A 20564-nucleotide genomic window follows, 5' to 3' on the forward strand; every position below is an offset into this window, starting at 1 on the left:
TAAACAAATTTATCTTTTTTACTCATGGCAGCCGAAAAAAAGAACGGCATGCCCGATGCATGCCGTTCCTTTCCTTTTATACCGCCGTTTTCATTTCTTTTACGGCCTGTGTGCTTTTCGCTTCGTCAAACTCATTTTCGCTCTTGGCTACGATGATGGTGGCGATTCCGTTTCCAATCAGGTTGACGATCGCCCTTCCTTCACTCATAAAGCGGTCGACGCCGAGGAGCAGCGCCAGCCCCTCCAGCGGAATAACCTGAAGCGCCGATAAAGTGGAGGCGAGCACGATAAATCCGCTTCCGGTTACGCCCGCCGCGCCTTTTGATGTCAGCATCAGCACGAGAATGATCGTAACCTGCTGGCCGATGGTAAGGTCAACACCGAACACCTGCGCCAGAAAAACCGTCGCCATGGACAGATAAATCGAGGTGCCGTCCAGGTTAAAAGAATATCCCGTCGGAATGACAAGGCCGACAACCGATTTGGAACAGCCGTAGCGCTCCATTTTATCCATCATCCGCGGAAGGACGGACTCAGAAGAGCTTGTGCCGAGAACGATGAGCAGTTCATCTTTAATAAAACGGAGATAGTTCCACAAGCTGAAACCGAATAGTTTGCAAATGATATTCAAAGCGACAAATACAAACAGGAACATCGTAACGTATACAGACAGCATCAGACTCGCCAGCGGCTTGATGGAATCAAGGCCGAAGTGCCCGATCGTATAGGCCATGGCCCCGAATGCGCCGATCGGCGCCGCGCGCATGATGTAGCCGATGATTTTGAAAAAAACGTGCGACAGTTTATCGAAGAAATCAATAATGCTTTTGCCTCTTTCACCGAGCGCCGCCAGGCCGACACCGAATAAAACAGAAAAGAATAAGACCTGAAGAATGTCGCCTTTTGCGAAAGCGTCAACCATATTTGACGGAACGATGTGAGTGATAAATTCAATCCAGTCAATCCCCTGTCCCCCGTTTTGCGTGTACTGGGAGACATCCCCTTTTTCAAGCTTGCTGTAATCAAGCCCCTCACCGGGTTTCATGATATTGACGACCAGAAGTCCGATAATAAGGGCGATGGTGGTCACGACTTCAAAATAAATAAATGCTTTTCCCCCGACTTTGCCGACTTTTTTCATGTCTCCCATCTTGGCGATGCCAAGCACGATCGTCAGGAATATGATCGGTGCGATAATCATTTTTACCGCATTGATAAATGTATCGCCGAGCGGCTTCATCTGCTTCCCGGCCTCAGGCCATACGAGTCCGACAATGACGCCGATGATAACCGCCGTGATGACCTGCACCGTAAGATTTTTGAAAATTTTCATCCCTACTCCCCCTTGCCTCTCGCTGCGTCTATATGAAAATGATAGCGTTTTCAAACAAAGAGGGGAAGCTTATGATCATAACGGACATTTTGGTCTTTTTGGTCTCGGCTAGCGGACGAATTTGTAGCGGTTAACCGGCCGGCCCACTCCCCCGTATTGAATGTCGAGCTTAATCTGGCCGTCTTTCTCAAGAAAATCAAGATAACGCCGCGCCGTCACCCTGGCGATTCCGAGCGCTTTGGCGGCTTCTTCGGCTGAAAGCGGCTCCGTCTGCTGTTTCATATAGGTCAAAATTTCATTCATCGTAAAATGATTTAACCCCTTCGGCAGATCCCGGGACGGATTTTGCGGAATTTTAAGCAGCATGTCAAGCTGCTCTTGCGACATGGTGTCATGCTCTTCAATTTTCCGTTTATATTGTTTATAGTTTTCGAGCGCCTGTCTCATCCGCTCCAGCTTAAACGGCTTCAAAATATAGTCGGCCGCACCGTTTTGCAGCATAAGCTGGATTGTTTCTTTGTCTTTTGCGGCCGAGACGATGATGACGTCCACTTCGAGCTTTTGTTTTCTGATTTCCTGGAGCGTTTTAATTCCGTCTTTTTTCGGCATATATACGTCTAATACCACGAGCCCGGGCCGCAGATCTTTAATAAGCCTGATTCCCTCGTCTCCGTCAGCGGCTGTGGCGATGACGCTGAACCCCGAAACACCGGTGATAAACTCTTTATTCACCTCCTGCACCATCGGATCATCTTCAATAAGCAGCACCTTGATGTCCATCGAATGATTCCTCCCCCTTCATCGGAAATAAAATAGAAAATGCCGTTCCCTGTCCCTGCCGTGTGTCGACTTCAATAACGCCCATCCCTTTGTCGACGATTTGTTTGACGAGGTACAAGCCGTATCCCGTTCCTCCCGTTTTATTGACGGTAAACCCTTTGTCATAAAGGCGCGGGATGTGCTGATCGGAAATCCCGCTTCCGTTGTCTTCTATTAATATAGCAAGCACTTCATCATTTTGCTCGATACTGATGTCAATATGTTTGTCCTCCGTGTCCGCTGTTTCGAATGCGCCGAACGCATTTTCAATTAAATTGCCGAGCAGGACGACGATGTCATGCTGGTCGACATGCTCCGGAAATGCCGAGAAACTGCTGTTTTCATCAATTTTCACAGAAATGCCAAGCTCTTTTCCTCTTTTGATTTTGCTTAACAGCAGCCCCGCCGCAGCGTCATTCTGAATGGCCTGATGAAGAAAATCGGTGACGCTTTCTTGTTCTGATGATTCCTTAAAAGCAAGTTGGAGCGCTTTTTCTGATTTTCCGAGCTGAATCAGTCCCGCGATGGTGTGAAGCTTGTTCATATGTTCATGATTTTGGACTCTGAGCGCATCGACAAAATTTTTCACGCCGGTCAGTTCTTCCGCCATTTTCGCCGCTTCCGTCCTGTCCTGAAAAATGGCGACGGCTCCGATGACCTTCTTTTTCATGACGATCGGAATTCTGCTGCTCATGATCACCTTTCCGCTGACTTGGATTTCTTCATTATATACGGCTCGGTTCCGCTCGACGATCTCAGGGAGCCGCGAATCTTTTAACACGTCCCAGATCAGCCTGCCATCGGTCTCTTGTCTGACATTGAATATCTGCTTCGCTTTTTCATTAAAAATGGTGATGTGATGCTGATTATCGATCGCGATGACGCCCTCATTCATCGAATGAAACGTAGCGGTCCGTTCCTCATACATTCTCACGATCTCATGGGGCTCCAGCCAAAACATTTGTTTTTTGATGTGGCGGGCCAGCAAAAAGGAGCCGGCCAGTCCGAACCCGAGCGCCAGCAGAACGATAAACAGTATTTCATGTTTCAGCTGAAGAAGAATTTCACCGAATCCGGGCAGCGTTTTACCGGCCAGAACGACGCCGATCTGATTCAAATCCCGGTCTTTGATGGGATAAAAAGCGCGGACGGCGGTGCCGATCTCTCCCTTTGCTTCGGAAAAATAAATGTGCTCGGCGAACGCCGCGGCTTCGTCCTCACCCCTTGAACGCTTTCCGATCATTGTGCTGACGGGATGTGAATAGCGAATATGATCCATATCCATAACGACGATGTAGTCCGCTTCATTGATGATCCTTATTTCTTCGACCGCATGGCGCACGTCTTCCCTTTGTTTTTTCTGCTCTAGGGCGCGTTTGACATCGGTCATCTCAGATACCGTCCGCGCGGTATTCATCAGCCGTTTTTTCAGCTCGCGCTCCTCTGTATGCTGAATATTGCCGATCAGCACGATGCCGACGATCAAAAAGGTAAAAAGCACGACGATATACGAAAGTATGGTGATTTTCCAGCGGATGGTGAGCTTTTTTTTCGTCATTGGCCTCTTCCTTTCCGTCTCTTTACGAAAACGGCCCGCCCGATTATGCTTGTTATAGAAAATGGCGGAGGGGGTTTTCGATGAAAAGCTTGCTGACTTGTCTCAGCCTGATGGTACTCGGTATCGGAACCGCTTTATTCATCGGCTTTCATGATCGTTTCTCAACGGAAGAACCGTATTATGATGACGAACAGGAAGGCCTGAAAGATCAAATCGTTTTCAAATTCAGCCATGTCGTTGCTGAGAACACGCCTAAAGGGCGGGCGGCGAATAAGTTTGCGGACCTTGTCTATCAAAAGTCCGGCGGCACCATTAAAGTAGAGGTGTTTCCAAACGGGAGCCTCTATTCAGATAATGAAGAAATAAACGCCCTCCAAAACGGGGACGTGCAATTCATCGCTCCCTCCACCTCAAAGCTCGGATCACTGTCTCCCGAATGGGGTGTTTTGGATCTGCCGTACGCGTTTACAAACTATAAAGCCGTGCAAGAAGGCCTCAACGGCAAAATCGGCACACGCCTGTTCGCTTCATTAGAAAAGCATCATTTGAAAGGACTGGCGTACTGGACGAACGGGTTTAAGCAGCTCACGTCAAATAAAGGGCCGATCTTCACTCCGGACGATTTGAAAGGACAGGCGCTCAGGATCATGCCGAGCAGCGTGATCGAAGACCAGTACCGTCTGCTCGGCGCGCACCCGCGGCAGGATTCCTTTAATTCCACGTTTCAGCTCTTGGAAAGCAATCTCGTAGACGGAGAAGAAAATACGATTTCAAATATCTATTCTAAAAAATTTTATAATGTTCAAGATTATTTGACAATCAGCAATCACGGGTACCTCGGTTATGCCGTGATGACCGACGAGCATTTCTGGAATTCGCAGACAGAAAAAACGAAAACCATCTTAACGGAGGCGATGAGAGAAACGACGGAATGGAACGAAGCCTCCGCTGAGAAAATGAATAAAGACCAGCTTGAAGAGATAAAGAAGAATTCATCCATTCATATTCATGTGCTGAGCAAAGCGGAAAAGAACACATGGATGAAACGCCTCGACCCGATTTACGGACAATATGAACAGGTGATCGGCCGCGGGCTTGTGCAGGATTTGTTATCCTTGCGCCGCGAGCCTTAGCAGGACCAATACGCCCATCTCCGTTTCATCCCTTTTCCCGCCGGGGAAGTAAATAGGGACAGATCAAAAAAGGAGATGGAGACATGTTTACACATACGAAAAAACTGCAGCATCCGGCTAAACCGGATCGTCCTGACCCGCTGTTCGCAAAAAAGATGCAGGAAATTTTAGGGGGACAATACGGGGAAATATCCGTCGCCATGCAATATTTGTTCCAAGGATGGAATACACGGGGCAATGAAAAATATAAGGATCTTCTGATGGATACCGCGACGGAAGAAATCGGCCATGTCGAAATGATCGCGACGATGATTGCGAGACTGTTAGAAGACGCCCCGCTGGCAGAGCAGGAAAAAGCGGCTGATGATCCGGTCATCGGGTCCATTTTAGGCGGGATGAATCCGCATCATGCCATTGTCTCAGGACTCGGCGCAATGCCGGAGAGCAGCACGGGCGTTCCGTGGAGCGCAGGCTATATCGTCGCAAGCGGAAACCTTCTGGCAGACTTCCGCGCCAATCTGAACGCCGAATCACAAGGAAGGCTTCAAGTCGCACGCCTGTATGAAATGACCGATGATAAAGGCGTGAAAGATATGCTCAGCTTTTTATTGGCCCGCGATACCATGCATCAAAACCAATGGCTTGCGGCCATTAAAGAATTAGAAGAACAGGAAGGTCCGATCGTTCCTTCCACATTCCCGAAGGCGCTGGAAAAACAATCATTCTCCCATAAGCTTATTCATTTCTCAGATGGAGCAGAAAGCGCTGAACAAAATTGGCTGAAGGAAACAGCGCCGGACGGAGAACCATTTGAATACGAAAAGGAACCGAAAGCGCACGGCGAAATAGCTAAGCTGGACCCCGTCCCGCCGTATGTCCATAACACGCTTCCCGGACGCGAGTAAAGACACAAGCCCAAAACAAACTGTTTTGGGCTTTCATTATGCCTTCAGAACCGTCCAGTCCGGTTCGTATCGGATGTCCGGATGATGTAACAGCTTATAAATGACAGGTTCATCCTCTTCGTACAGCATCACTTCTATTGAAAGAATCGCAGCCTTCTGCTCGTTTTCTTCGTATATGCGGTCATGTTCGTTCTCCATAAAATCATCATAGGCTTGTCTGTTCTCCCAAACGCTGATGATCTCTGCAATGAACAGGCCGTCTGCGTTTTTCCGCCAGCCGCCGGCCTGTTTGACGAAGCCATTTACACATGATAATGCTCCCCACCTTGACTGTGCTTGCGCAAATGCTTCAGCGTTTGCGGCGTCTGTTTCACATACAATCTTTTTGATCAGCATGGCAGTCCCTCTGTGATGACTGTTTTCGCATGCGCATGCTCGACACAGAGATTCACGGTTCTGACGTAAGAGCGGGTGCGGTGAATCGTGCCTTTCGGGATGAGCAGGCTGTCATTTGCTTTGAGCACTGCGGTTTCTTTGTCCTTAAAATCAATCAGCAGCTCCCCTTCCAGAACGATGAACCATTCATCTGAGTCAGGGTGATGGTGCCAGTCATATTCTCCCGTAAACACTGCGAGGCGCACACAGTGGTCATTGATCTCCGCGATTGAAAAATTGTCGTGTTTTTCTTTGACTTTATTGGCGATAGCGAGCAAATTCAGCATGTCAGACACGAGTGAAAAACCCCTTTTTCATTTAATTGTATCGCAACGGCGGCTCAGATCAAGATTTTCCCAAAATAAAAAGCGATCCAGCTGATGCGCCGGATCGCTTTTGATCTGCAGGTTCTCTGCCTTTATGCTTTTATTAGCTGCTTCGTCTGTTTCCGCCTTTTTGGCCGATTTCTTTATAAAAATCTTTGTCATGATTTTTGCTTGTGGCTTCTCCGCCTTTTTGGCCGATTTCTTGATAGAATTCCTTGTCATGGTTATTGCTAGTGGCTTCTCCGCCTTTTTCACCGATTTCCTGATAGAATTCTTTGTCGTGATTTTTGCTAGTGGCTTCTCCGCCTTTTTCACCGATTTCCTGATAGAATTCTTTGTCGTGATTTTTGCTTGTGGCTTCTCCGCCTTTTTGACCAATTTCCTGATAGAATTCTTTGTCATGGTTATTGCTTGTCGCTTCTCCGCCTTTTTTACCTGCTTCTTCTCTGCTCATTTTGTTATTATCTTGTGCCATTTTTGAATTCCTCCTTTAATTGGTGTTGGTTGTTGGTTTCCCGATTTCAGAACTGCTAAACAAAGAAAACACATTGAATGTGTTTTCGGGTGGTTTTTTATTATTCTGTATCCTTCATGCGTTTTAGAATCCGGCGTTTTTTATAAAGCATGATGCCTGTTTCCGCGATGCTTTCTAAAGCTGAACGGTTGGCGGACGCGCCGAAGATGATGCCTGCGGCCGGAACCATTTGCAGCAGTTTTTTCGCGGCGAACGTATCGCGGTAGCTGTAAACGACTTCCCGCCAGCCTTGGATTTGCGAGGCGACGCGCTGATAGGCGCGGTCGTTTTGATCATATTGCCGTAAATCTTGCAGGATCGCTTTTTTTCCGATGACGTCACTGGATGCAAGCTGAAGCAATTTGACGATAAACACGCGTTCTTTTTTGTCTTTCGGATCAAAGCCGTAAGCAACCGCGATATCTTGCAGCGTCTTTAAGGACAGGCCGAGCATCGCCGGAATGTCTGCCGCCAGCGTGAATACACCGCCGACTCCCGTTGCGGCTCCCTGCACCGTCGCGGCCTTTACGCTTGTACGCGCTATGCCTTCTGCGATTTCGTCCATGACGGCAAGCGGCGCATTGCGGATGTCGTGAAGCGTTTGACATGTACCGTGCGGCAGCCGTTTTTGAAACTTTTTCATGATGCGCTTTTCTGATGTAAGGTACTGTCCGCCTGACTGAATAAACGTTCCCGTTTCATCGAGAATGAGTCCGATTTTCCTCTGAATAAATTGCGGTGTCAGCTTGTCCAAAAGCTGAAACGGCAAGCGGGTGAATGTTTGCCAGAACATCACCCTCTGCTGCGCCTTTTCCCATTTTTGAATGTCTCTCAGTTGTCTTTCCAGGTCTGTCCGCTCTTCTGTCACCCGTCCTGCACGTCCTTTCTGATTTCTTTGTTCATAGTATACCTTTATGGCGTTTTCTTTTTACACCCGGCCGGATTTTTTATCCGGAAAACATTTCATTGTTTAATTTCCTTCAAATTCTATATATTGTATAATTCTGAATAATACGATTGAAGGAGAATGCTGAATGCAATGGATTTATTTAAGTTTAGCGATCATTTTTGAAGTATTGGGTACGGTCAGCATGAAATTATCAAATGGATTTACAAAACTTGTCCCAAGTATTTTATTATTATTGTTTTATATCGGCAGCCTTTGTTTTCTTACTTTGACTTTGAAATATATAAGTGTCTCCATCGCGTATGCGGTCTGGTCGGGAATGGGGATCGTGCTGATTTCCATGATCGGAATTTTTTTCTTTCATGAACAGTTCTCTGTCATAAAAGCCGTCTCTGTTCTTCTGATCATCATCGGTGTCGTTTCCTTAAACTTTATTTCTGAAAGTGAAACGTCATCAAACGGCATCAGCGTTCATACGGACAGAAACAGATGATGAAAGGGTTAAAGGTTCTCTTCCTCATTACAGATATTGGATTTATCGTTTATTGGATTGTTACTTTTTTTGAGTGGATTCCAAAAAACATGGTGTTTAAAGATTATGATAATGCCATGATAATGGCCTGGAACTGGTCATTCTTTCCCTTAGATATTTTCATTTCGATAACCGGGCTGTACAGCTTGTTTCTTTATAAACGGAAACATGCGTTATGGCGCCCTTTCGCATTAATATCACTTGTGCTGACCTTTTGTTCAGGCCTGCAAGCGATTGCCTTTTGGGTATTTATCGGTGATTTTGATCTTATGTGGTGGGCATTCAATCTGTACTTGCTTCTTTATCCTTTATATTTTATTCGGAAATTGCTGGTCTCTCATAAAAATAGCTGTCATTCTTTTTGATGAGGCGGTTTTCTTTTTCTTCAGGCGGGAAACACTTTTCATAAAGGAGTGATAGACATGCCTTGGTCTATGAAGGATTATCCGCAATCATTGAAGAATCTCGAGGAACCTGTGAAGAAAAAAGCGATCGAAATCGCGAATGCGATGATAGATGAGGGTTATGAAGAAGGACGGGCCATTCCCATTGCGACAAGTCAGGCGAAAGAGTGGAAAAAAAACGCTTCTAAGGAAGAAATCGATCAGCTGATGAAACACGATGATGAAACGAAACGCGGAAATTGAATCGGAATAAAGGAAAAACCCCGCTCTCAAGAGAACGGGGTTTTTCTGATTATAAACCGTAATAATAAGATAGTGTGGTGACTGAAACGTAGCCTGTCGCTCCTGCATACGTGACTTTCAGCCATTTATTAGAATTAGTGTAGTGGCCTTGAACATATTCTCCGGTTACCCAAGAACCTGTAATTTTTTTACCGCTTGAGAATGTTGTGATCGTTGAACAGCTGACCTTAGAGCATGAGCGCATATTAGCACCGTAAATACCGACTGTACCCCCGCTGGCTAAAATGGAAACGTCCGGTTCAGCTTTAGGTTTGAAAGCTGCTGCTGATGCAGAGCCGCCAAAAGCGAATAAAGAAACAGCAAAAATCATGGCTAAAGAAATGATCGACAAACGACGTACCAGGAAAATTCCCCCTCTTTTATCATATGGCTGGAAAGCTTTCCTGACGTTATTATACTTTTTTGCCCGGGAGACTGAAATAAGTCTAATGCTCCAACTTCTTTTCTTCGCAAGTGGCCATGCCGATTCTTTAATTGATAGATAACAGCGGTTTATTGGACTGGAATCACTGATATATCGTTGATTCAAACGTTTATTCAGAGCGGCCGGAGTTTTTCCGGAGGTCATTTGAATGGTACAGAAAGGTTTTATCTTCCAATGGAAAGAAACATTATTATTCTATTTACCCGGGAAAACGGAGGAAATACAGCGTCTTTTTCTCAGGATCAGTTGGGCGGACAGAAAGTTGTGAAGTTATATGGGCAAGTGTCCTCTTTTCACCTTTTTAAAAGAACGCTCCACGCATCCGCGCATGATCGGACGCGGAAACACGCTTTGCGAACGGCATCGCTTCTTTCCCGGAACGATGCCGTTTTCATTTTCGGACCTTTCTTCGGCGGGATACATATCATAGATAAAACAGGGCATCAATGTACCGGTTTATTGAACATAAAGAACTTGACATCTCATAATAGCGGATTTATGATGTAGATAAAATAATTTGCATCTAGGAAACTTTTTGTTATTTAGCTAAAAATCTATCGGAATTTAGGTGAGACATAATGAGCAAAGACATCTCAGCACAATCACTGCAATCAAAAGCCGTGCAGGATGCACTTGACGGCAAAAGCAAGGGATTCAAGCGGCTTCTGCCTTTTTTAGGCCCCGCCTTTATCGCGGCGATTGCCTACATTGATCCGGGAAACTTCGCTACGAATATCTCAGCTGGTTCGAAATATGGGTATATGCTGCTGTGGGTCATCCTCTTTTCAAACTTGATGGCTTTTTTAATTCAAGTTCTTTCCGCGAAGCTCGGCATTGCCACGGGTAAAAACCTTCCGGAAATCGCCAGAGACCGGTACCCGAAATGGGTATCCGCCGGGCTGTGGATACAGGGTGAACTGGTAATTATGGCAACTGATCTGGCAGAATTTATCGGGGCGGCGCTCGGGCTCAACCTGCTGTTCGGCATACCGATGGTTGAAGCGGCCATTATCGCGGCGATCGGATCATTCGCGATTTTAGAGCTGCAGCGCAGGGGTTACCGGGCGCTGGAAGCGGGCATCGCCGGACTTCTGTTTGTCGTGGTGATCGCCTTCGCTCTGCAAACCTTCTTTGCCAAACCTGACGCCGCCTCCGTTCTCGAAGGGCTGTTTATCCCGAAAATTGACGGAATGGACAGTGTGCTCCTGGCAACCGGGATACTCGGCGCAACCGTGATGCCGCATGCCATTTACTTACATTCCGCACTGACACAGCGCCGTGTCGTCGGAAAAACGGATAGTGAGCGGAAAAAGATTTTTAGATTCGAGACGATTGACATTCTCATCGCGATGGTGATCGCCGGGGCGATTAACGCAAGCATGCTCATCGTCGCTGCCGCGCTTTTCTTCAAGAACGGGCTGTATGTAGAAGATTTAGACGTGGCTTATCAGCAATTCGGCCACTATATCGGGCCGGCTTCAGCCATTCTCTTCGGGATCGGGCTGCTGGCCGCAGGGCTTTCAAGCTCTTCTGTCGGCACATTGTCAGGCGATATTATCATGCAGGGCTTCATCCGTTACCGTATCCCGCTTTATTTGCGGCGTTTCATTACCATCATTCCGCCGATGATCATCATTATCTCGGGGGTCAACGCCACAGAAGCGCTCGTATGGAGCCAGGTCGTTCTTTCATTCGGCATCGCCTTTGCGCTCGTGCCGCTGATTATGTTTACAAGCAACAAACGCCTGATGGGCGCCCTGACGAACCGAAAATGGGTGACGGCTCTCGCCTGGCTGATTGCGGTTTTGGTGATCGCGCTTAATCTGTTTGTGATCTACGATTCCTTCCGTTAGAAAAAAACCGGCCATAGCGGCCGGTTTTTCTTTTGGCGCCGGGTGCCGTTCGTATCTTTTTCCGGGCGTTTTTGGTATGATAGAAGAAAAATCGGAGTTTTGCTTATGTCAGTATTTATCCTTTTTTATCTGTGGATTGTGCCGATTGTCATCGGCATCTTCTGTTCTCTTTTTGCTTATCGGACAACGGGTAAGAAACGTCTGATTCCCGGCTTTTTGATGATCGCATTAAGCATCGTTTCCTTAATCACGGGGCTTTGGATCGGCGGGGTGAACTATCATGTGTTCATCGGGGGCATGTTTTTATTCGGTACGTTATTGGCCGGCTCCGCCTTCCCGTTTTTCTTCGCTCTTTCACGCAAACGAAAATAAACAGGCATGCTGCCTGTTTATTTTTTTACCTAAGCCTAAATGATAAAAACCGCTCCGATAATGTGATTCCGCCTCAAACAGCCTGTACATGCAGGCTCCAGCCCATGTTCTATTTCACGAAACTGCAGCTAAAATAAATCCTGCTAAAGAAGATTTTGAATTGCGAGAAAAATATCGTATTAAAATCCTATTTACCCAAAAAATACCTATTGATAGAATGGTATCTGAGAGGGAAAAATGTTCAAAGCGGATCATACAGGTCCCGCCTAAATACATAGTCTTTCATTTCTCTCTACACTACATTTCTAAAGGAGGATTTCCCATTAGACACGCAGCTAAAGGCATTCTGTTTGCCGCATCTTTAGCCCTTGTAACTACTACTTTTGTCCCCGCATCCTTAGCTAAAGAAAATCATAATAATACTGCCAATGCCACTGGAACGACCAAATCATTTTTTTATCAGACTGATACGCAATTTTCCTACGGACTTAAAGCACAAAGCGATGCATCTGTGTCAAAACCAGTCAAAGATGTAATCAGAGAAGTGCTGAAAAATAAAACAAAATTATTCAATCTTGTTGAAAAATTAGCAGGAAAGAAAATAAGAAATGAACTCGAATCCGTTTTCAATCAACACATAGAACCGGTTTTAAAGAAAATGCTGAACGAGTATGTCGCCTTAAGCTGGACTGACGTGGAAAAGAATCTTTATCTTTCACTTAAAAAGTCCGGACTTTCTGACAGTCAGGCTAAAAACCTCGCTCATTTGACAACTTTAGCAATGAAAGCATTTTAAAATCATTCATAAATGATCGTCAGGAAAATACGTATGAAGTAAATGCAAAGTGCTGTTAGATTCACTCTAATAGCACTTTTTCATTGGAGATGTCACATGACTGTCTTTTTTACTGTTTTGCTCACTTTCTTATGCTGCCTTGTGATTTCATCTCTTATTTTTATGATTCTATTAAAAAAAGAGATCGTGGATACACCGCCAAACCGCTTAGCTCATGCAGCATTCATCGTACTTATTGGATTCTCTCTGTTCTTCGCTGTGACTGTCCCCAGCCTGATTATTTGTTTTGCAGCTGTAACAATACATCATTTTTTCGGAGATTACATCATATATGGTTCACTTTCAGACTTATACATATTTTCTGTCGTCGTCAGTATCTTAGCTTTAGTTTATATGCTAATCCTTACGGCAATTGTAAAAGGAATGACTCATGTTTTTACATTACCTGCTTGGTCAGCCTATATCCTTGAATTCATTTTTGCATGGGCTGCTGTTTACTTCTCAATCCAATACGTTTCCAATCATATCATTGAGAACATATCTATATTTCAAGGTGGAGAAATTCTTCTTTCATTGTTCATCACTTTCTTATTTTCGGGATTGGATATCCTTTTTACTAATTTGGATAAGATCACAAAAGAGAAATTAGGCTAAGGGGGTAACAAATATGAGGATTATGACATATATATCTTATTTTTCTATTTCTTTAGTTTTGCAGGTGGTATGGCTGCTATTAATAAAAGATACTCCTAATATATTTCTGATAGATATGATTACGGTGTCCTTCTTATTCACTCTCTTTATGTTCATCTTGGATCAAGTTTTCAAAAAAAAGCGGACACATTAGGGGCTGTTTTTTAATAATCCCCGGGCTTCTCTTTCGTTTTGAAATTGTTCCGGATCTGGGGATGTTGCGGCGAACCGTTCATTAATGTTTAACACCAGCCTCGGTAAAATACTTCTCCTTTTATATAACATCCTGACTTTTCCGTCATATATTAAAACGAAAAAACGGCAAAAAGGAGTAATGAAACATGATATTGTTTATTGGCAAGTTCATGTTGCTCTTTTTATTCTGTTCGCTGGCATATTATTTGTTTAAAGTTGTTTATTACAATATAGGGAAGAACATTGCGCTTAAAACTCCGAAAGGGACAAAGACGAACCGGACGGCACATGTGTTTATCAAAAATGGAACTAAACTGAATGATGGAGATTACTTTATGATCGCTGTTGTGACCGCTCTCTGGCTGTTCTTCAGATGAAACCGCGCTGATCCATCACGAGTTTTTGATCAGCCATCGCTCGCCAGCTGCGGCTTTTCACAATCTCCGTTTTCGTTTAGGACGGCTATATGCAAGCCAAGTCGCTCAACAAACAAAAAAATAAACAGGCATGCTGCCTGTTTATCAAGCTGTCGAGATCTTCTCGATAGCTCCTTTGTTTTTCCTTGAATTATTGAAGAAAGGCTTAAAAATGGACGGCGTTTTTCTCATGCATGCATCGTTCAAGAAATCATCACAGTAAAACGGAAAAGTGAACGCAATACAAGTAACGCTTAAGAACCTTATGAGGCTGCGTATGTTGATTACTGGATTAGAAAAAGAAATCCCCCAGTCTTAAAAGGTGGAGGTCAAAAATTGGAGAACACTTTAAATATTTATAGCTTTTTCAGCGATGTGGAAAGTTCCAGAAACACTCATTTCAGCAGTATAAACATTTGTTACACTTAATAATCCAGTAAAAAGAATACCGATTAAAGCGGAGCTGATTATAGCCTCCGTAACCTTAAAGATTTGTGTTTGGGCATGTATAGTTTTCTTTAAAAAGGTTCTTCCCTCTGCATAGTTTCTCTTTTCAAAATGAAAGTCACCTAATTTTTCAGTCAGCTCTGCGAAATCAGACCAAAGGCGCTTCTCTTCTAAGTAGCGTCTATTGCCTTTTTAAAATTCTCTTCAGCGGCACTCAAACTTTCCCCTCTTAAATAAACTAAGCCTAAGTTATGAAAGATCACTCCGATAATTCTTTTCACTTTTTCCTCATCCAACCCACGGGCGATACTTAATGCTTCCCGATAAACCGGAGATAAATAGCTCCCCGTCATCATAGCCATCCACCTGAAAAATGTCGGCTCGGCACCTATTACAATAAACATAAATGTCAATGACAACGAATACAACAGCCATAATCCATACTTTTTTGAAGATGAGATACCCTAAAATCCCCAACAGAAAAGAAACTGCCGGAAAAATGATGAGAATAATATAAACAGGACTCAATGGCATGCTAATATAAACACCTTCAACTTATTTTAAAATTTCAAAACGTGCAATTTCCCACTCTTTTTTTGCTTTTAGCGGGATTGTTTTTACCTTTTTGCCTGATTTCAAATCATAAGACGTGATATCTCCAAGCTTGTTATCACGCTGGATATCAAAGTTTTTGAGTAAAACATACATCTCTTTGTCATTGAATTGAACATCATTCATTAATTTGTTATCATCCCCAGCATAAAAATCAAAAGATTTTTTCTTAACCATTTTTTTATCAAACACCTGCATCTTCCCATCAAAAGAAACAGCTAAGATGCTATCTTTTAATATTTTCAATTTTGCAGGATGAAACCCTTTCTCCATCTCGACTTCTTTTTTTACCTTAAGAGTCTCTCTGTCTATTAATATGAGCTTAGAATTCTCTTTCTCATTCACGTTATCATTAACTGCCAGTACAAATGTATTTTCATCTAGAGCTTGGAATGCATCCTTTTCATCCATGAAGTATATCCCTTTATTCGGTATGGATGCCTTGTTCTCTTGCTTTTTTGTCTCTGGGTTAATTGAAAGGATGGACATACTTTCTTCACCACTTGAAATGACATAAATTTTATTTTTGGCGACGATTGCTGATCCAAGTTCTCCGTCAAGCTTTATTTGTTTCTTGTTTTTTCGGCTGTTTCCCTTCCAATATACCAGTTCACTTTCCAGCCCTTTGTCTGTATATCCAACGTTAATGTCATGGATGATATAACCGTCAGAACTATTTATAAAGAAAGCACCTTCATCCTCAGTTGTTTTTGACAAACTCTTTTCATTTATTTTGTTTATTTTTCCGGTTTTATTGTCTATCATCAAGTGATTATTGCTTCTATTTGATGAGAAGAACGTATCGTTTTTGTTATATGAAGACATCGTGAAATTTATACCATCTTTCAATTCCAAGCTATCCATTTTAGTACCATCTTCACCGTAAACCCCAATCTCACTTCCCCTATCTAAAGTGTTAGAAAAACCAACAATAAATTTTGCATTGTCAATATCCTTTAATACAGTCTTTTTATTGCTGCTTCTTTCCTCTTTTTCATTCCCAGTTGGGATGAGACCGCAAGAGGTTGTGACTATCAGTATGCAAATGAAAATAAACAGGGTCTTAAGTCTATTCATATTTTCCTCCCTTTGAAATGACAAAACAACCGGTGCATCACCGATTGTTTTTGTCAATTTGTTTAACCCTTATGATAAAAGATTGTTGTGTTATTGGATTTTACAAGCTCCATTGGTGTTACAACGGTGTCCCATTTGACATTGTCAATATCAATACCTTGGTTTTTCCAAGAACGCCAAGCTAATTGAGAACAATAAAATTTAGCAGTTGTCTTTTTATTCAAAAAGTTGAAATTATATTTCTTTTTATTATTTGCTTGCTTTTCCGCATATTTTGCAGCGTTTATATACTTATTGTTATTCGATCCTTTAACCCATAGACCATAAACTTTCTTTTTACTTCCCCAGTTATTATTATATCTGCGAACTCCATCTTGGTTTATAGGGCTCCAGCTTTTCGCCCATGCTTCAACTGTTTTTGATTTGTTAGTTGAAACAATCGCAGCATGTCCTACACCAATAGACCAACTTCCAGAATTAATTTCATAGCTTGTAAGAACATCACCTTTTGTACCTAACGCTTTTGCTGCAATTTGGTTCTTGGGCTGATATTCAGGCTCCTTGTATTTAGGAAGAACTTCATCAATTTGACCAGAGGCTTTCAATTCTTTGATTTCTTTTTGGGAATCCTTATACAAGTCTTCTGCATGTTCTTGTACATACGCATACTCTTCTTTACTCATTTCATAGAATTTCTGTACTTCCTCACTTGTCATGCCGGCATCTTTCATTTCCTGTATTTCCGTTTGGACTTTTTCATTAGTAAGTTGCGGAAATCCTTCAGCATGTACACTTTTCCCAAATCCCAATCCTAAACCGGAAATCAACATAGTTGTAGAGAACATGGTGGTAAGTAAAAATTTAATCTTTTTCACATCAGTATCCCCCTACTATTGAATAATTTTTCCTTCTATTCTAAGATATAGGATGTAAATAAGGTTGTAAACACCTTTTTTGAATTATTTGGGATATTTTAATCATTTCTATTGAGTGTATAATGTCATACAAAATCGGGACATGTAGTGCCAACTGAACTATAGGATTTGGGCTTTAAACAATGTTTACCAGGAAATGTGTTGTTTCACTATTTCTTCGTAAGGTTAACCTTCAAATTTTACATAAATTCACAAGCATTCAAAATATCTTTCTTAACAAACATATTCTACCATTAATGCGAACCGCAATTCTATATACTTCTTTATTTTTATGAAATATATAGAATTGTGGTACAGCCTTATTAAAGGGTTGTTTCATTTATTTCAGAAGAGGCAACATTTTTTCTTTCGTTTTTGGCCTGTAAATGCCGTTATCAGATAGGCCATACATGGACTGGAACCGTTTGACTGCATTTGCTTTCTTCGGTCCGTAATAGCCGTCTATTCTGTTGTTCTTTGCCCCTTTGTCCGGATAATAATAGAGAGCCGCTAACGCCGATTGAATTTGCTTTACGGACGTTCCCTTAGTTAAGGGGCTTTGTCACTTTAAAAATGTCTGGCGGCAGCGTGTAAGATGATGTCTTTTTACCGAATGGAGAGCTGGACGAGCCAGTCAGCTTTAATACTTGGCCAACTTTGATCAGGTTCGGATCCTTGATGCCATTCAAGCTTTGCAGGGTTGCCATGCTTACGCCTGACTCCTATGCAATGACGATAATATTCCACCTTTTTTGACAGTGGACGTCGTCACCGGTCCTTTTTCCTGTTTTTGCTGATCAGGGGGGCTGACGGCGCTAATGTGCGAACCACGTTTGGCAGGAACTGTCCTGGCCCTTCAAAAGCTTTTTTTATCAGCCATCGCTCGCTAGCTGCAGATTTTATGATCTCTGTTACCGTTTCAGCAAATTTGAATATGATAGACTTCCTGTGTCCAAGCGGGCTCGAACTGCTGACCTCTTCCTTACCATGGAAGAGGTCAGTAAAACTGATAAGAACTAATCTTCTCAATAAATCAAGGCAGACAGCGAATACTGGCTGAAGCCTTTTGCTTAGCCGTAGTGATTTTTCCCGGAAGCGGCGGCTCGTCGCCGATGACCGCGTCGATGATGGCCGGCTCATTTGAGTTAAGCGCTTCATGAGCATGATTCCGCCTTCTTATTTTTTCTTAGGCAACAAACCGGTTCAAAACCAATTTAAAGTATTGAATAATTTAGAATGTTTGTGTAAGTTTTGTATAACAAAAATTAAAAAAAGAGTGAGGAGGGAAACATTTGATAATCAGAAGCGCAGAACACTATGATGTAAAACAATTGACCGATTTAATGTATTTATATATCGTGGATTTTTATAAAAGACCTAAGCCACCGATTGAAAAGATACATCATTTGATTGAAATGTTATTTGAGAAGAACAGGGGTATTCAATTCGTTGCTGAACAAGATGGGGAACTTATTGGCTTTGCAACATTATATTTTAGTTTTAGTACGACGAAAGCAGATAAAATAACAATAATGAATGATTTATTCGTGGCAGAAAAAGCAAGAGGCACAGGAGCAGCCCAAGAACTGTTTAAAAGATGCGAAACTTTTACAAAAGAAAACGGGTATGCGCATATGTCATGGATAACTGCATCTGATAATTACCGTACACAAAAGTTCTATAAAAAGATGGGTGGCTCCCTTGGGAATTGGCTGACCTATTCCATATAACCCGGGAAGACCTTATTGAAGAAAAAACTAAAATAAAAAGCCGGGCTTTTACTATGGCTTATCTGGGTAAATAAATAAAAATAAACAGGCATGCTGCCTGTTTATTTTTTATAAGCGCCGGCTTTTTAAAACAGCCGTTTTAAGCTTTTCTTGAGTGACGGCATTTCGATTTTTTGGTTTTCAAAGAAGTTTTTCAGCATGTATTTGCTGAAGCCCTTCGCTTGGCCGTAAGTGATTTTTCCCGGAAGCGGCGGCTCGTCGCCGATGACGGCGTCGATGACGACCGGCTCATTTGAGTTGAGCGCTTCATGAAAAGCGGGAGCCAATTCCTCGTGTTTCGTCACTTTGATGCCTTTTGCTCCGCAGCTTTTTGCAAAAGCGGCGTAATCCATATTTTGCAGCTGGGTGACGTAGTCAATGTTGCCTTTGACCCGCTGTTCATATTCAATCATGCCTAAATTTTCGTTGTTTAATATGACAACCGTAATCGGCAGTTTATATTTAACAGCCGTCGGCAGATCCTGCATCACCATTGAAAATCCGCCGTCTCCGCAAATGGCTATGGACTGCCGCTCAGGTTCGGCAAGGCTTGCGGCAATCGCTCCCGGAAGCCCGCATCCCATTGTGGCGAGCCAGCTTGAGACGATAAAGTCCTGCTTCTTCATTTTAAAATGGCGGGCCATCCACACCGTAACCGTTCCGACATCCACTGACAGGACGGCGTCCTCTGCGGCGGCATCCTGAAGCCGGGCAATGACCTGCTGCGGCTTGAGCGGATGAGTCGCTTCGGTTTCATCCTTCTCGATTTCCTTCCACCAATGCTTCATGTGCTCGGTGCAGGCGTCTAAAAATCTTCTGTCTTCTTTATATTCAATGTATTCCGTCAGCTCTTTCAGCCCCAGAGCCGCATCACTGACGATTCCCGCATTGACGGGATAGCGCTTGCCGATTTTCGCCGGATCCGAATCAAGCTGAATGGCAGGCGTATCGTCCGGGAGATAATCCCTGTATGGGAACGATGTGCCGAGCATGATCAGCAGATCGCATTCCTCCATGGCTTCGTAGGCGGGCTTTGTGCCGATTTGCCCGAGATTCCCGAGAAAGTGTGGATGGCTGTCAGGCACGACGCCTTTTGCCGGAAGGGTAATGACAATCGGGGCGGCCGCTTTATCGGCGAATGCGAGCAGCTCCTCTTTTGCCGATTTTAACCCTTGGCCGGCGAGAATGACCGGTTTTTTTGCGTTGTTAATATATTGCGCGCATGTGACGAGATGTTCTTTTTTCGGCTCTATATCGGCTTTGAGGTATATCGGCGATGTGTAAACCGGCTCCCGTTTGATTTTTTGCGCGAATAAATCATCAGAAACGGTTAAAACGGCAACGCCTTTTTTGCTGTAAGCCGTGCGGATCGCCTGATTCAGAAGATCGGGCAGCGCTTCCGCCGTATGTACTTGCTGGTTGAATACCGCCACGTCCTCAAACATTTGCTCTAATTTGATTTCCTGAAAGCTGTCACGGCCGATTTCATCGGAAGCCACCTGTCCCGCAATCGCCAGCACCGGAACGCCGTCCGCTTTGGCGTCGTATAAACCGTTCAGCAGATGAACGGCCCCCGGTCCTGCGATTGAAAGGCAGACACCGATCTGTCCGGTCAGTTTTGCCTCAGCCGCGGCAGCCAGGGCTGCGACTTCCTCGTGCCGGGTTTGGATGAATGTCAGGTTATTTCGTTCATGTCTCAGTTCTTCGATAAATTCATTAATGCTGTCTCCGGGAATGCCGTATATATGACCGACTCCCCATTGTTCAAGCAGCTCCGTCATTACGTGTCCTGCTGTTTTACTTGGCATACTGCATCCTCCTTTTACC

The 20564-nt window shown here is 43.8% G+C and carries 22 protein-coding genes and 4 pseudogenes; 11 read left to right on the forward strand and 15 right to left on the reverse strand.

What is annotated here, in order from left to right:
* Positions 1 to 76: 76 nt before the first annotated feature.
* The 3 genes from dctP to MJQ52_RS09190 all read right to left on the reverse strand — a co-directional run bounded on the left by dctP (position 77) and on the right by MJQ52_RS09190 (position 3710).
* Entirely contained in the window at positions 77 to 1333 is a 1257-nt protein-coding gene (dctP, locus tag MJQ52_RS09180; protein WP_012116859.1) for a C4-dicarboxylate transporter DctP, read from the reverse strand.
* A 108-nt stretch (positions 1334 to 1441) separates the two neighbouring features.
* Positions 1442 to 2113: a response regulator gene (locus tag MJQ52_RS09185; protein WP_003156219.1), complete on the reverse strand. Its 672-nt coding sequence runs from the start codon at positions 2111 to 2113 to the stop codon at positions 1442 to 1444.
* A complete protein-coding gene (locus MJQ52_RS09190; protein WP_014416956.1) occupies positions 2088 to 3710 on the reverse strand; it encodes an ATP-binding protein in 1623 nt (540 codons plus the stop codon). The genes MJQ52_RS09185 and MJQ52_RS09190 overlap by 26 nt, the downstream gene beginning before the upstream one ends.
* An 80-nt stretch (positions 3711 to 3790) precedes the next feature.
* On the opposite strand from MJQ52_RS09190, the gene MJQ52_RS09195 reads away from it, so the two are divergent.
* A complete protein-coding gene (locus tag MJQ52_RS09195) occupies positions 3791 to 4843 on the forward strand; it encodes a TRAP transporter substrate-binding protein (protein WP_017419232.1) in 1053 nt (350 codons plus the stop codon).
* 83 nt (positions 4844 to 4926) lie between these two features.
* On the forward strand, positions 4927 to 5748 hold the full coding sequence (locus MJQ52_RS09200) for a manganese catalase family protein (protein ID WP_014416954.1): 822 nt from the start codon (positions 4927 to 4929) through the stop codon (positions 5746 to 5748).
* A 36-nt stretch (positions 5749 to 5784) separates the two neighbouring features.
* Here the strand turns inward: MJQ52_RS09200 and MJQ52_RS09205 are convergent, their stop codons facing one another.
* The 4 genes from MJQ52_RS09205 to MJQ52_RS09220 form a co-directional block, all read right to left on the reverse strand.
* A complete protein-coding gene (locus MJQ52_RS09205; protein ID WP_021495086.1) occupies positions 5785 to 6144 on the reverse strand; it encodes a DUF4937 domain-containing protein in 360 nt (119 codons plus the stop codon).
* Positions 6138 to 6479 carry a cupin domain-containing protein gene (locus MJQ52_RS09210; RefSeq protein WP_025649973.1) on the reverse strand — a complete coding sequence of 114 codons (342 nt, stop codon included), beginning with the start codon at positions 6477 to 6479 and terminating at the stop codon, positions 6138 to 6140. Before MJQ52_RS09210 ends, MJQ52_RS09205 begins: the two co-directional genes overlap by 7 nt.
* 133 nt (positions 6480 to 6612) lie before the next feature.
* Complete coding sequence (gene gsiB / locus MJQ52_RS09215; RefSeq protein WP_012116853.1) at positions 6613 to 6984, reverse strand: glucose starvation-inducible protein GsiB; 372 nt, start codon at positions 6982 to 6984, stop codon at positions 6613 to 6615.
* Positions 6985 to 7084: 100 nt separating this feature from the next.
* On the reverse strand, positions 7085 to 7891 hold the full coding sequence (locus MJQ52_RS09220) for an EcsC family protein (protein ID WP_022552624.1): 807 nt from the start codon (positions 7889 to 7891) through the stop codon (positions 7085 to 7087).
* Between the two features lie 166 nt (positions 7892 to 8057).
* On the opposite strand from MJQ52_RS09220, the gene MJQ52_RS09225 reads away from it, so the two are divergent.
* The 3 genes and pseudogenes from MJQ52_RS09225 to MJQ52_RS09235 form a co-directional block, all read left to right on the forward strand.
* A complete protein-coding gene (locus MJQ52_RS09225; RefSeq protein ID WP_017419236.1) occupies positions 8058 to 8423 on the forward strand; it encodes a DMT family transporter in 366 nt (121 codons plus the stop codon).
* Entirely contained in the window at positions 8420 to 8827 is a 408-nt protein-coding gene (locus tag MJQ52_RS09230; protein ID WP_014720748.1) for a DUF5360 family protein, read from the forward strand. The genes MJQ52_RS09225 and MJQ52_RS09230 overlap by 4 nt, the downstream gene beginning before the upstream one ends.
* A 57-nt stretch (positions 8828 to 8884) precedes the next feature.
* Positions 8885 to 9100: pseudogene (locus MJQ52_RS09235) on the forward strand (DUF2188 domain-containing protein); the annotation flags it as partial.
* 58 nt (positions 9101 to 9158) lie between these two features.
* Here MJQ52_RS09235 and MJQ52_RS09240 read toward each other — a convergent pair.
* Positions 9159 to 9512, reverse strand: coding sequence for a hypothetical protein (locus tag MJQ52_RS09240; RefSeq protein WP_007410203.1), 354 nt, complete (start codon positions 9510 to 9512; stop codon positions 9159 to 9161).
* A gap of 656 nt (positions 9513 to 10168) precedes the next feature.
* On the opposite strand from MJQ52_RS09240, the gene MJQ52_RS09245 reads away from it, so the two are divergent.
* The 5 genes from MJQ52_RS09245 to MJQ52_RS09265 all read left to right on the forward strand — a co-directional run bounded on the left by MJQ52_RS09245 (position 10169) and on the right by MJQ52_RS09265 (position 13879).
* Positions 10169 to 11446 carry an Nramp family divalent metal transporter gene (locus tag MJQ52_RS09245; RefSeq protein ID WP_088056325.1) on the forward strand — a complete coding sequence of 426 codons (1278 nt, stop codon included), beginning with the start codon at positions 10169 to 10171 and terminating at the stop codon, positions 11444 to 11446.
* A gap of 105 nt (positions 11447 to 11551) precedes the next feature.
* Complete coding sequence (locus tag MJQ52_RS09250) at positions 11552 to 11818, forward strand: hypothetical protein (protein ID WP_014416946.1); 267 nt, start codon at positions 11552 to 11554, stop codon at positions 11816 to 11818.
* An 88-nt stretch (positions 11819 to 11906) separates the two neighbouring features.
* Positions 11907 to 12614, forward strand: coding sequence for a hypothetical protein (locus MJQ52_RS09255; RefSeq protein ID WP_434181922.1), 708 nt, complete (start codon positions 11907 to 11909; stop codon positions 12612 to 12614).
* A 96-nt stretch (positions 12615 to 12710) separates the two neighbouring features.
* Positions 12711 to 13268, forward strand: coding sequence for a hypothetical protein (locus MJQ52_RS09260; protein ID WP_434181923.1), 558 nt, complete (start codon positions 12711 to 12713; stop codon positions 13266 to 13268).
* Between the two features lie 380 nt (positions 13269 to 13648).
* Positions 13649 to 13879 (forward strand): hypothetical protein, encoded by a 231-nt coding sequence (locus MJQ52_RS09265; RefSeq protein ID WP_044053284.1) that lies wholly within the window; start codon positions 13649 to 13651, stop codon positions 13877 to 13879.
* Between the two features lie 656 nt (positions 13880 to 14535).
* Here the strand turns inward: MJQ52_RS09265 and MJQ52_RS09270 are convergent.
* The 6 genes and pseudogenes from MJQ52_RS09270 to MJQ52_RS09295 form a co-directional block, all read right to left on the reverse strand.
* Positions 14536 to 14721: a hypothetical protein gene (locus MJQ52_RS09270; RefSeq protein WP_063174387.1), complete on the reverse strand. Its 186-nt coding sequence runs from the start codon at positions 14719 to 14721 to the stop codon at positions 14536 to 14538.
* Positions 14707 to 14899: pseudogene (locus MJQ52_RS09275) on the reverse strand (DUF2651 family protein); the annotation flags it as partial. The pseudogene MJQ52_RS09275 and the gene MJQ52_RS09270, both read right to left, overlap by 15 nt.
* Positions 14900 to 14920: 21 nt before the next feature.
* Positions 14921 to 16054, reverse strand: coding sequence for a hypothetical protein (locus MJQ52_RS09280; protein WP_094247224.1), 1134 nt, complete (start codon positions 16052 to 16054; stop codon positions 14921 to 14923).
* 62 nt (positions 16055 to 16116) lie between these two features.
* Positions 16117 to 16884: a YiiX/YebB-like N1pC/P60 family cysteine hydrolase gene (locus MJQ52_RS09285; protein ID WP_094247898.1), complete on the reverse strand. Its 768-nt coding sequence runs from the start codon at positions 16882 to 16884 to the stop codon at positions 16117 to 16119.
* Between the two features lie 424 nt (positions 16885 to 17308).
* Positions 17309 to 17564: pseudogene (locus tag MJQ52_RS09290) on the reverse strand (peptidoglycan-binding domain-containing protein); the annotation flags it as partial.
* Positions 17565 to 18011: 447 nt separating this feature from the next.
* Positions 18012 to 18127 (reverse strand): annotated as a pseudogene (locus tag MJQ52_RS09295) (hypothetical protein); the annotation flags it as partial.
* A 133-nt stretch (positions 18128 to 18260) separates the two neighbouring features.
* Between MJQ52_RS09295 and MJQ52_RS09300 the strand changes: the two are divergent.
* Positions 18261 to 18698 (forward strand): GNAT family N-acetyltransferase, encoded by a 438-nt coding sequence (locus MJQ52_RS09300; protein WP_094247226.1) that lies wholly within the window; start codon positions 18261 to 18263, stop codon positions 18696 to 18698.
* 125 nt (positions 18699 to 18823) lie between these two features.
* Here MJQ52_RS09300 and MJQ52_RS09305 read toward each other — a convergent pair whose 3' ends face one another.
* A complete protein-coding gene (locus MJQ52_RS09305; RefSeq protein ID WP_039252713.1) occupies positions 18824 to 20545 on the reverse strand; it encodes a pyruvate oxidase in 1722 nt (573 codons plus the stop codon).
* Positions 20546 to 20564: the final 19 nt, after the last annotated feature.

This window comes from Bacillus sp. jun7 (assembly GCF_051034795.1).
Taxonomy (GTDB): Bacteria; Bacillota; Bacilli; order Bacillales; family Bacillaceae; genus Bacillus; species Bacillus velezensis.

Bases quoted from the DNA above. Each gene is read 5' to 3' on its own strand.
- MJQ52_RS09190 (WP_014416956.1), bottom strand. From the start codon at position 3,710: ATGACGAAAAAAAAGCTCACCATCCGCTGGAAAATCACCATACTTTCG.
- MJQ52_RS09305 (WP_039252713.1), bottom strand. From the start codon at position 20,545: ATGCCAAGTAAAACAGCAGGACACGTAATGACGGAGCTGCTTGAACAA.
- MJQ52_RS09205 (WP_021495086.1), bottom strand. From the start codon at position 6,144: ATGCTGATCAAAAAGATTGTATGTGAAACAGACGCCGCAAACGCTGAA.
- MJQ52_RS09255 (WP_434181922.1), top strand. From the start codon at position 11,907: ATGCAGGCTCCAGCCCATGTTCTATTTCACGAAACTGCAGCTAAAATA.
- MJQ52_RS09185 (WP_003156219.1), bottom strand. From the start codon at position 2,113: ATGGACATCAAGGTGCTGCTTATTGAAGATGATCCGATGGTGCAGGAG.
- MJQ52_RS09280 (WP_094247224.1), bottom strand. From the start codon at position 16,054: ATGAATAGACTTAAGACCCTGTTTATTTTCATTTGCATACTGATAGTC.
- MJQ52_RS09260 (WP_434181923.1), top strand. From the start codon at position 12,711: ATGACTGTCTTTTTTACTGTTTTGCTCACTTTCTTATGCTGCCTTGTG.
- MJQ52_RS09200 (WP_014416954.1), top strand. From the start codon at position 4,927: ATGTTTACACATACGAAAAAACTGCAGCATCCGGCTAAACCGGATCGT.
- MJQ52_RS09230 (WP_014720748.1), top strand. From the start codon at position 8,420: ATGATGAAAGGGTTAAAGGTTCTCTTCCTCATTACAGATATTGGATTT.
- MJQ52_RS09250 (WP_014416946.1), top strand. From the start codon at position 11,552: ATGTCAGTATTTATCCTTTTTTATCTGTGGATTGTGCCGATTGTCATC.
- MJQ52_RS09225 (WP_017419236.1), top strand. From the start codon at position 8,058: ATGCAATGGATTTATTTAAGTTTAGCGATCATTTTTGAAGTATTGGGT.
- MJQ52_RS09265 (WP_044053284.1), top strand. From the start codon at position 13,649: ATGATATTGTTTATTGGCAAGTTCATGTTGCTCTTTTTATTCTGTTCG.
- MJQ52_RS09285 (WP_094247898.1), bottom strand. From the start codon at position 16,884: ATGTTGATTTCCGGTTTAGGATTGGGATTTGGGAAAAGTGTACATGCT.
- gsiB (WP_012116853.1), bottom strand. From the start codon at position 6,984: ATGGCACAAGATAATAACAAAATGAGCAGAGAAGAAGCAGGTAAAAAA.
- MJQ52_RS09195 (WP_017419232.1), top strand. From the start codon at position 3,791: ATGAAAAGCTTGCTGACTTGTCTCAGCCTGATGGTACTCGGTATCGGA.
- MJQ52_RS09270 (WP_063174387.1), bottom strand. From the start codon at position 14,721: ATGATGACGGGGAGCTATTTATCTCCGGTTTATCGGGAAGCATTAAGT.
- dctP (WP_012116859.1), bottom strand. From the start codon at position 1,333: ATGAAAATTTTCAAAAATCTTACGGTGCAGGTCATCACGGCGGTTATC.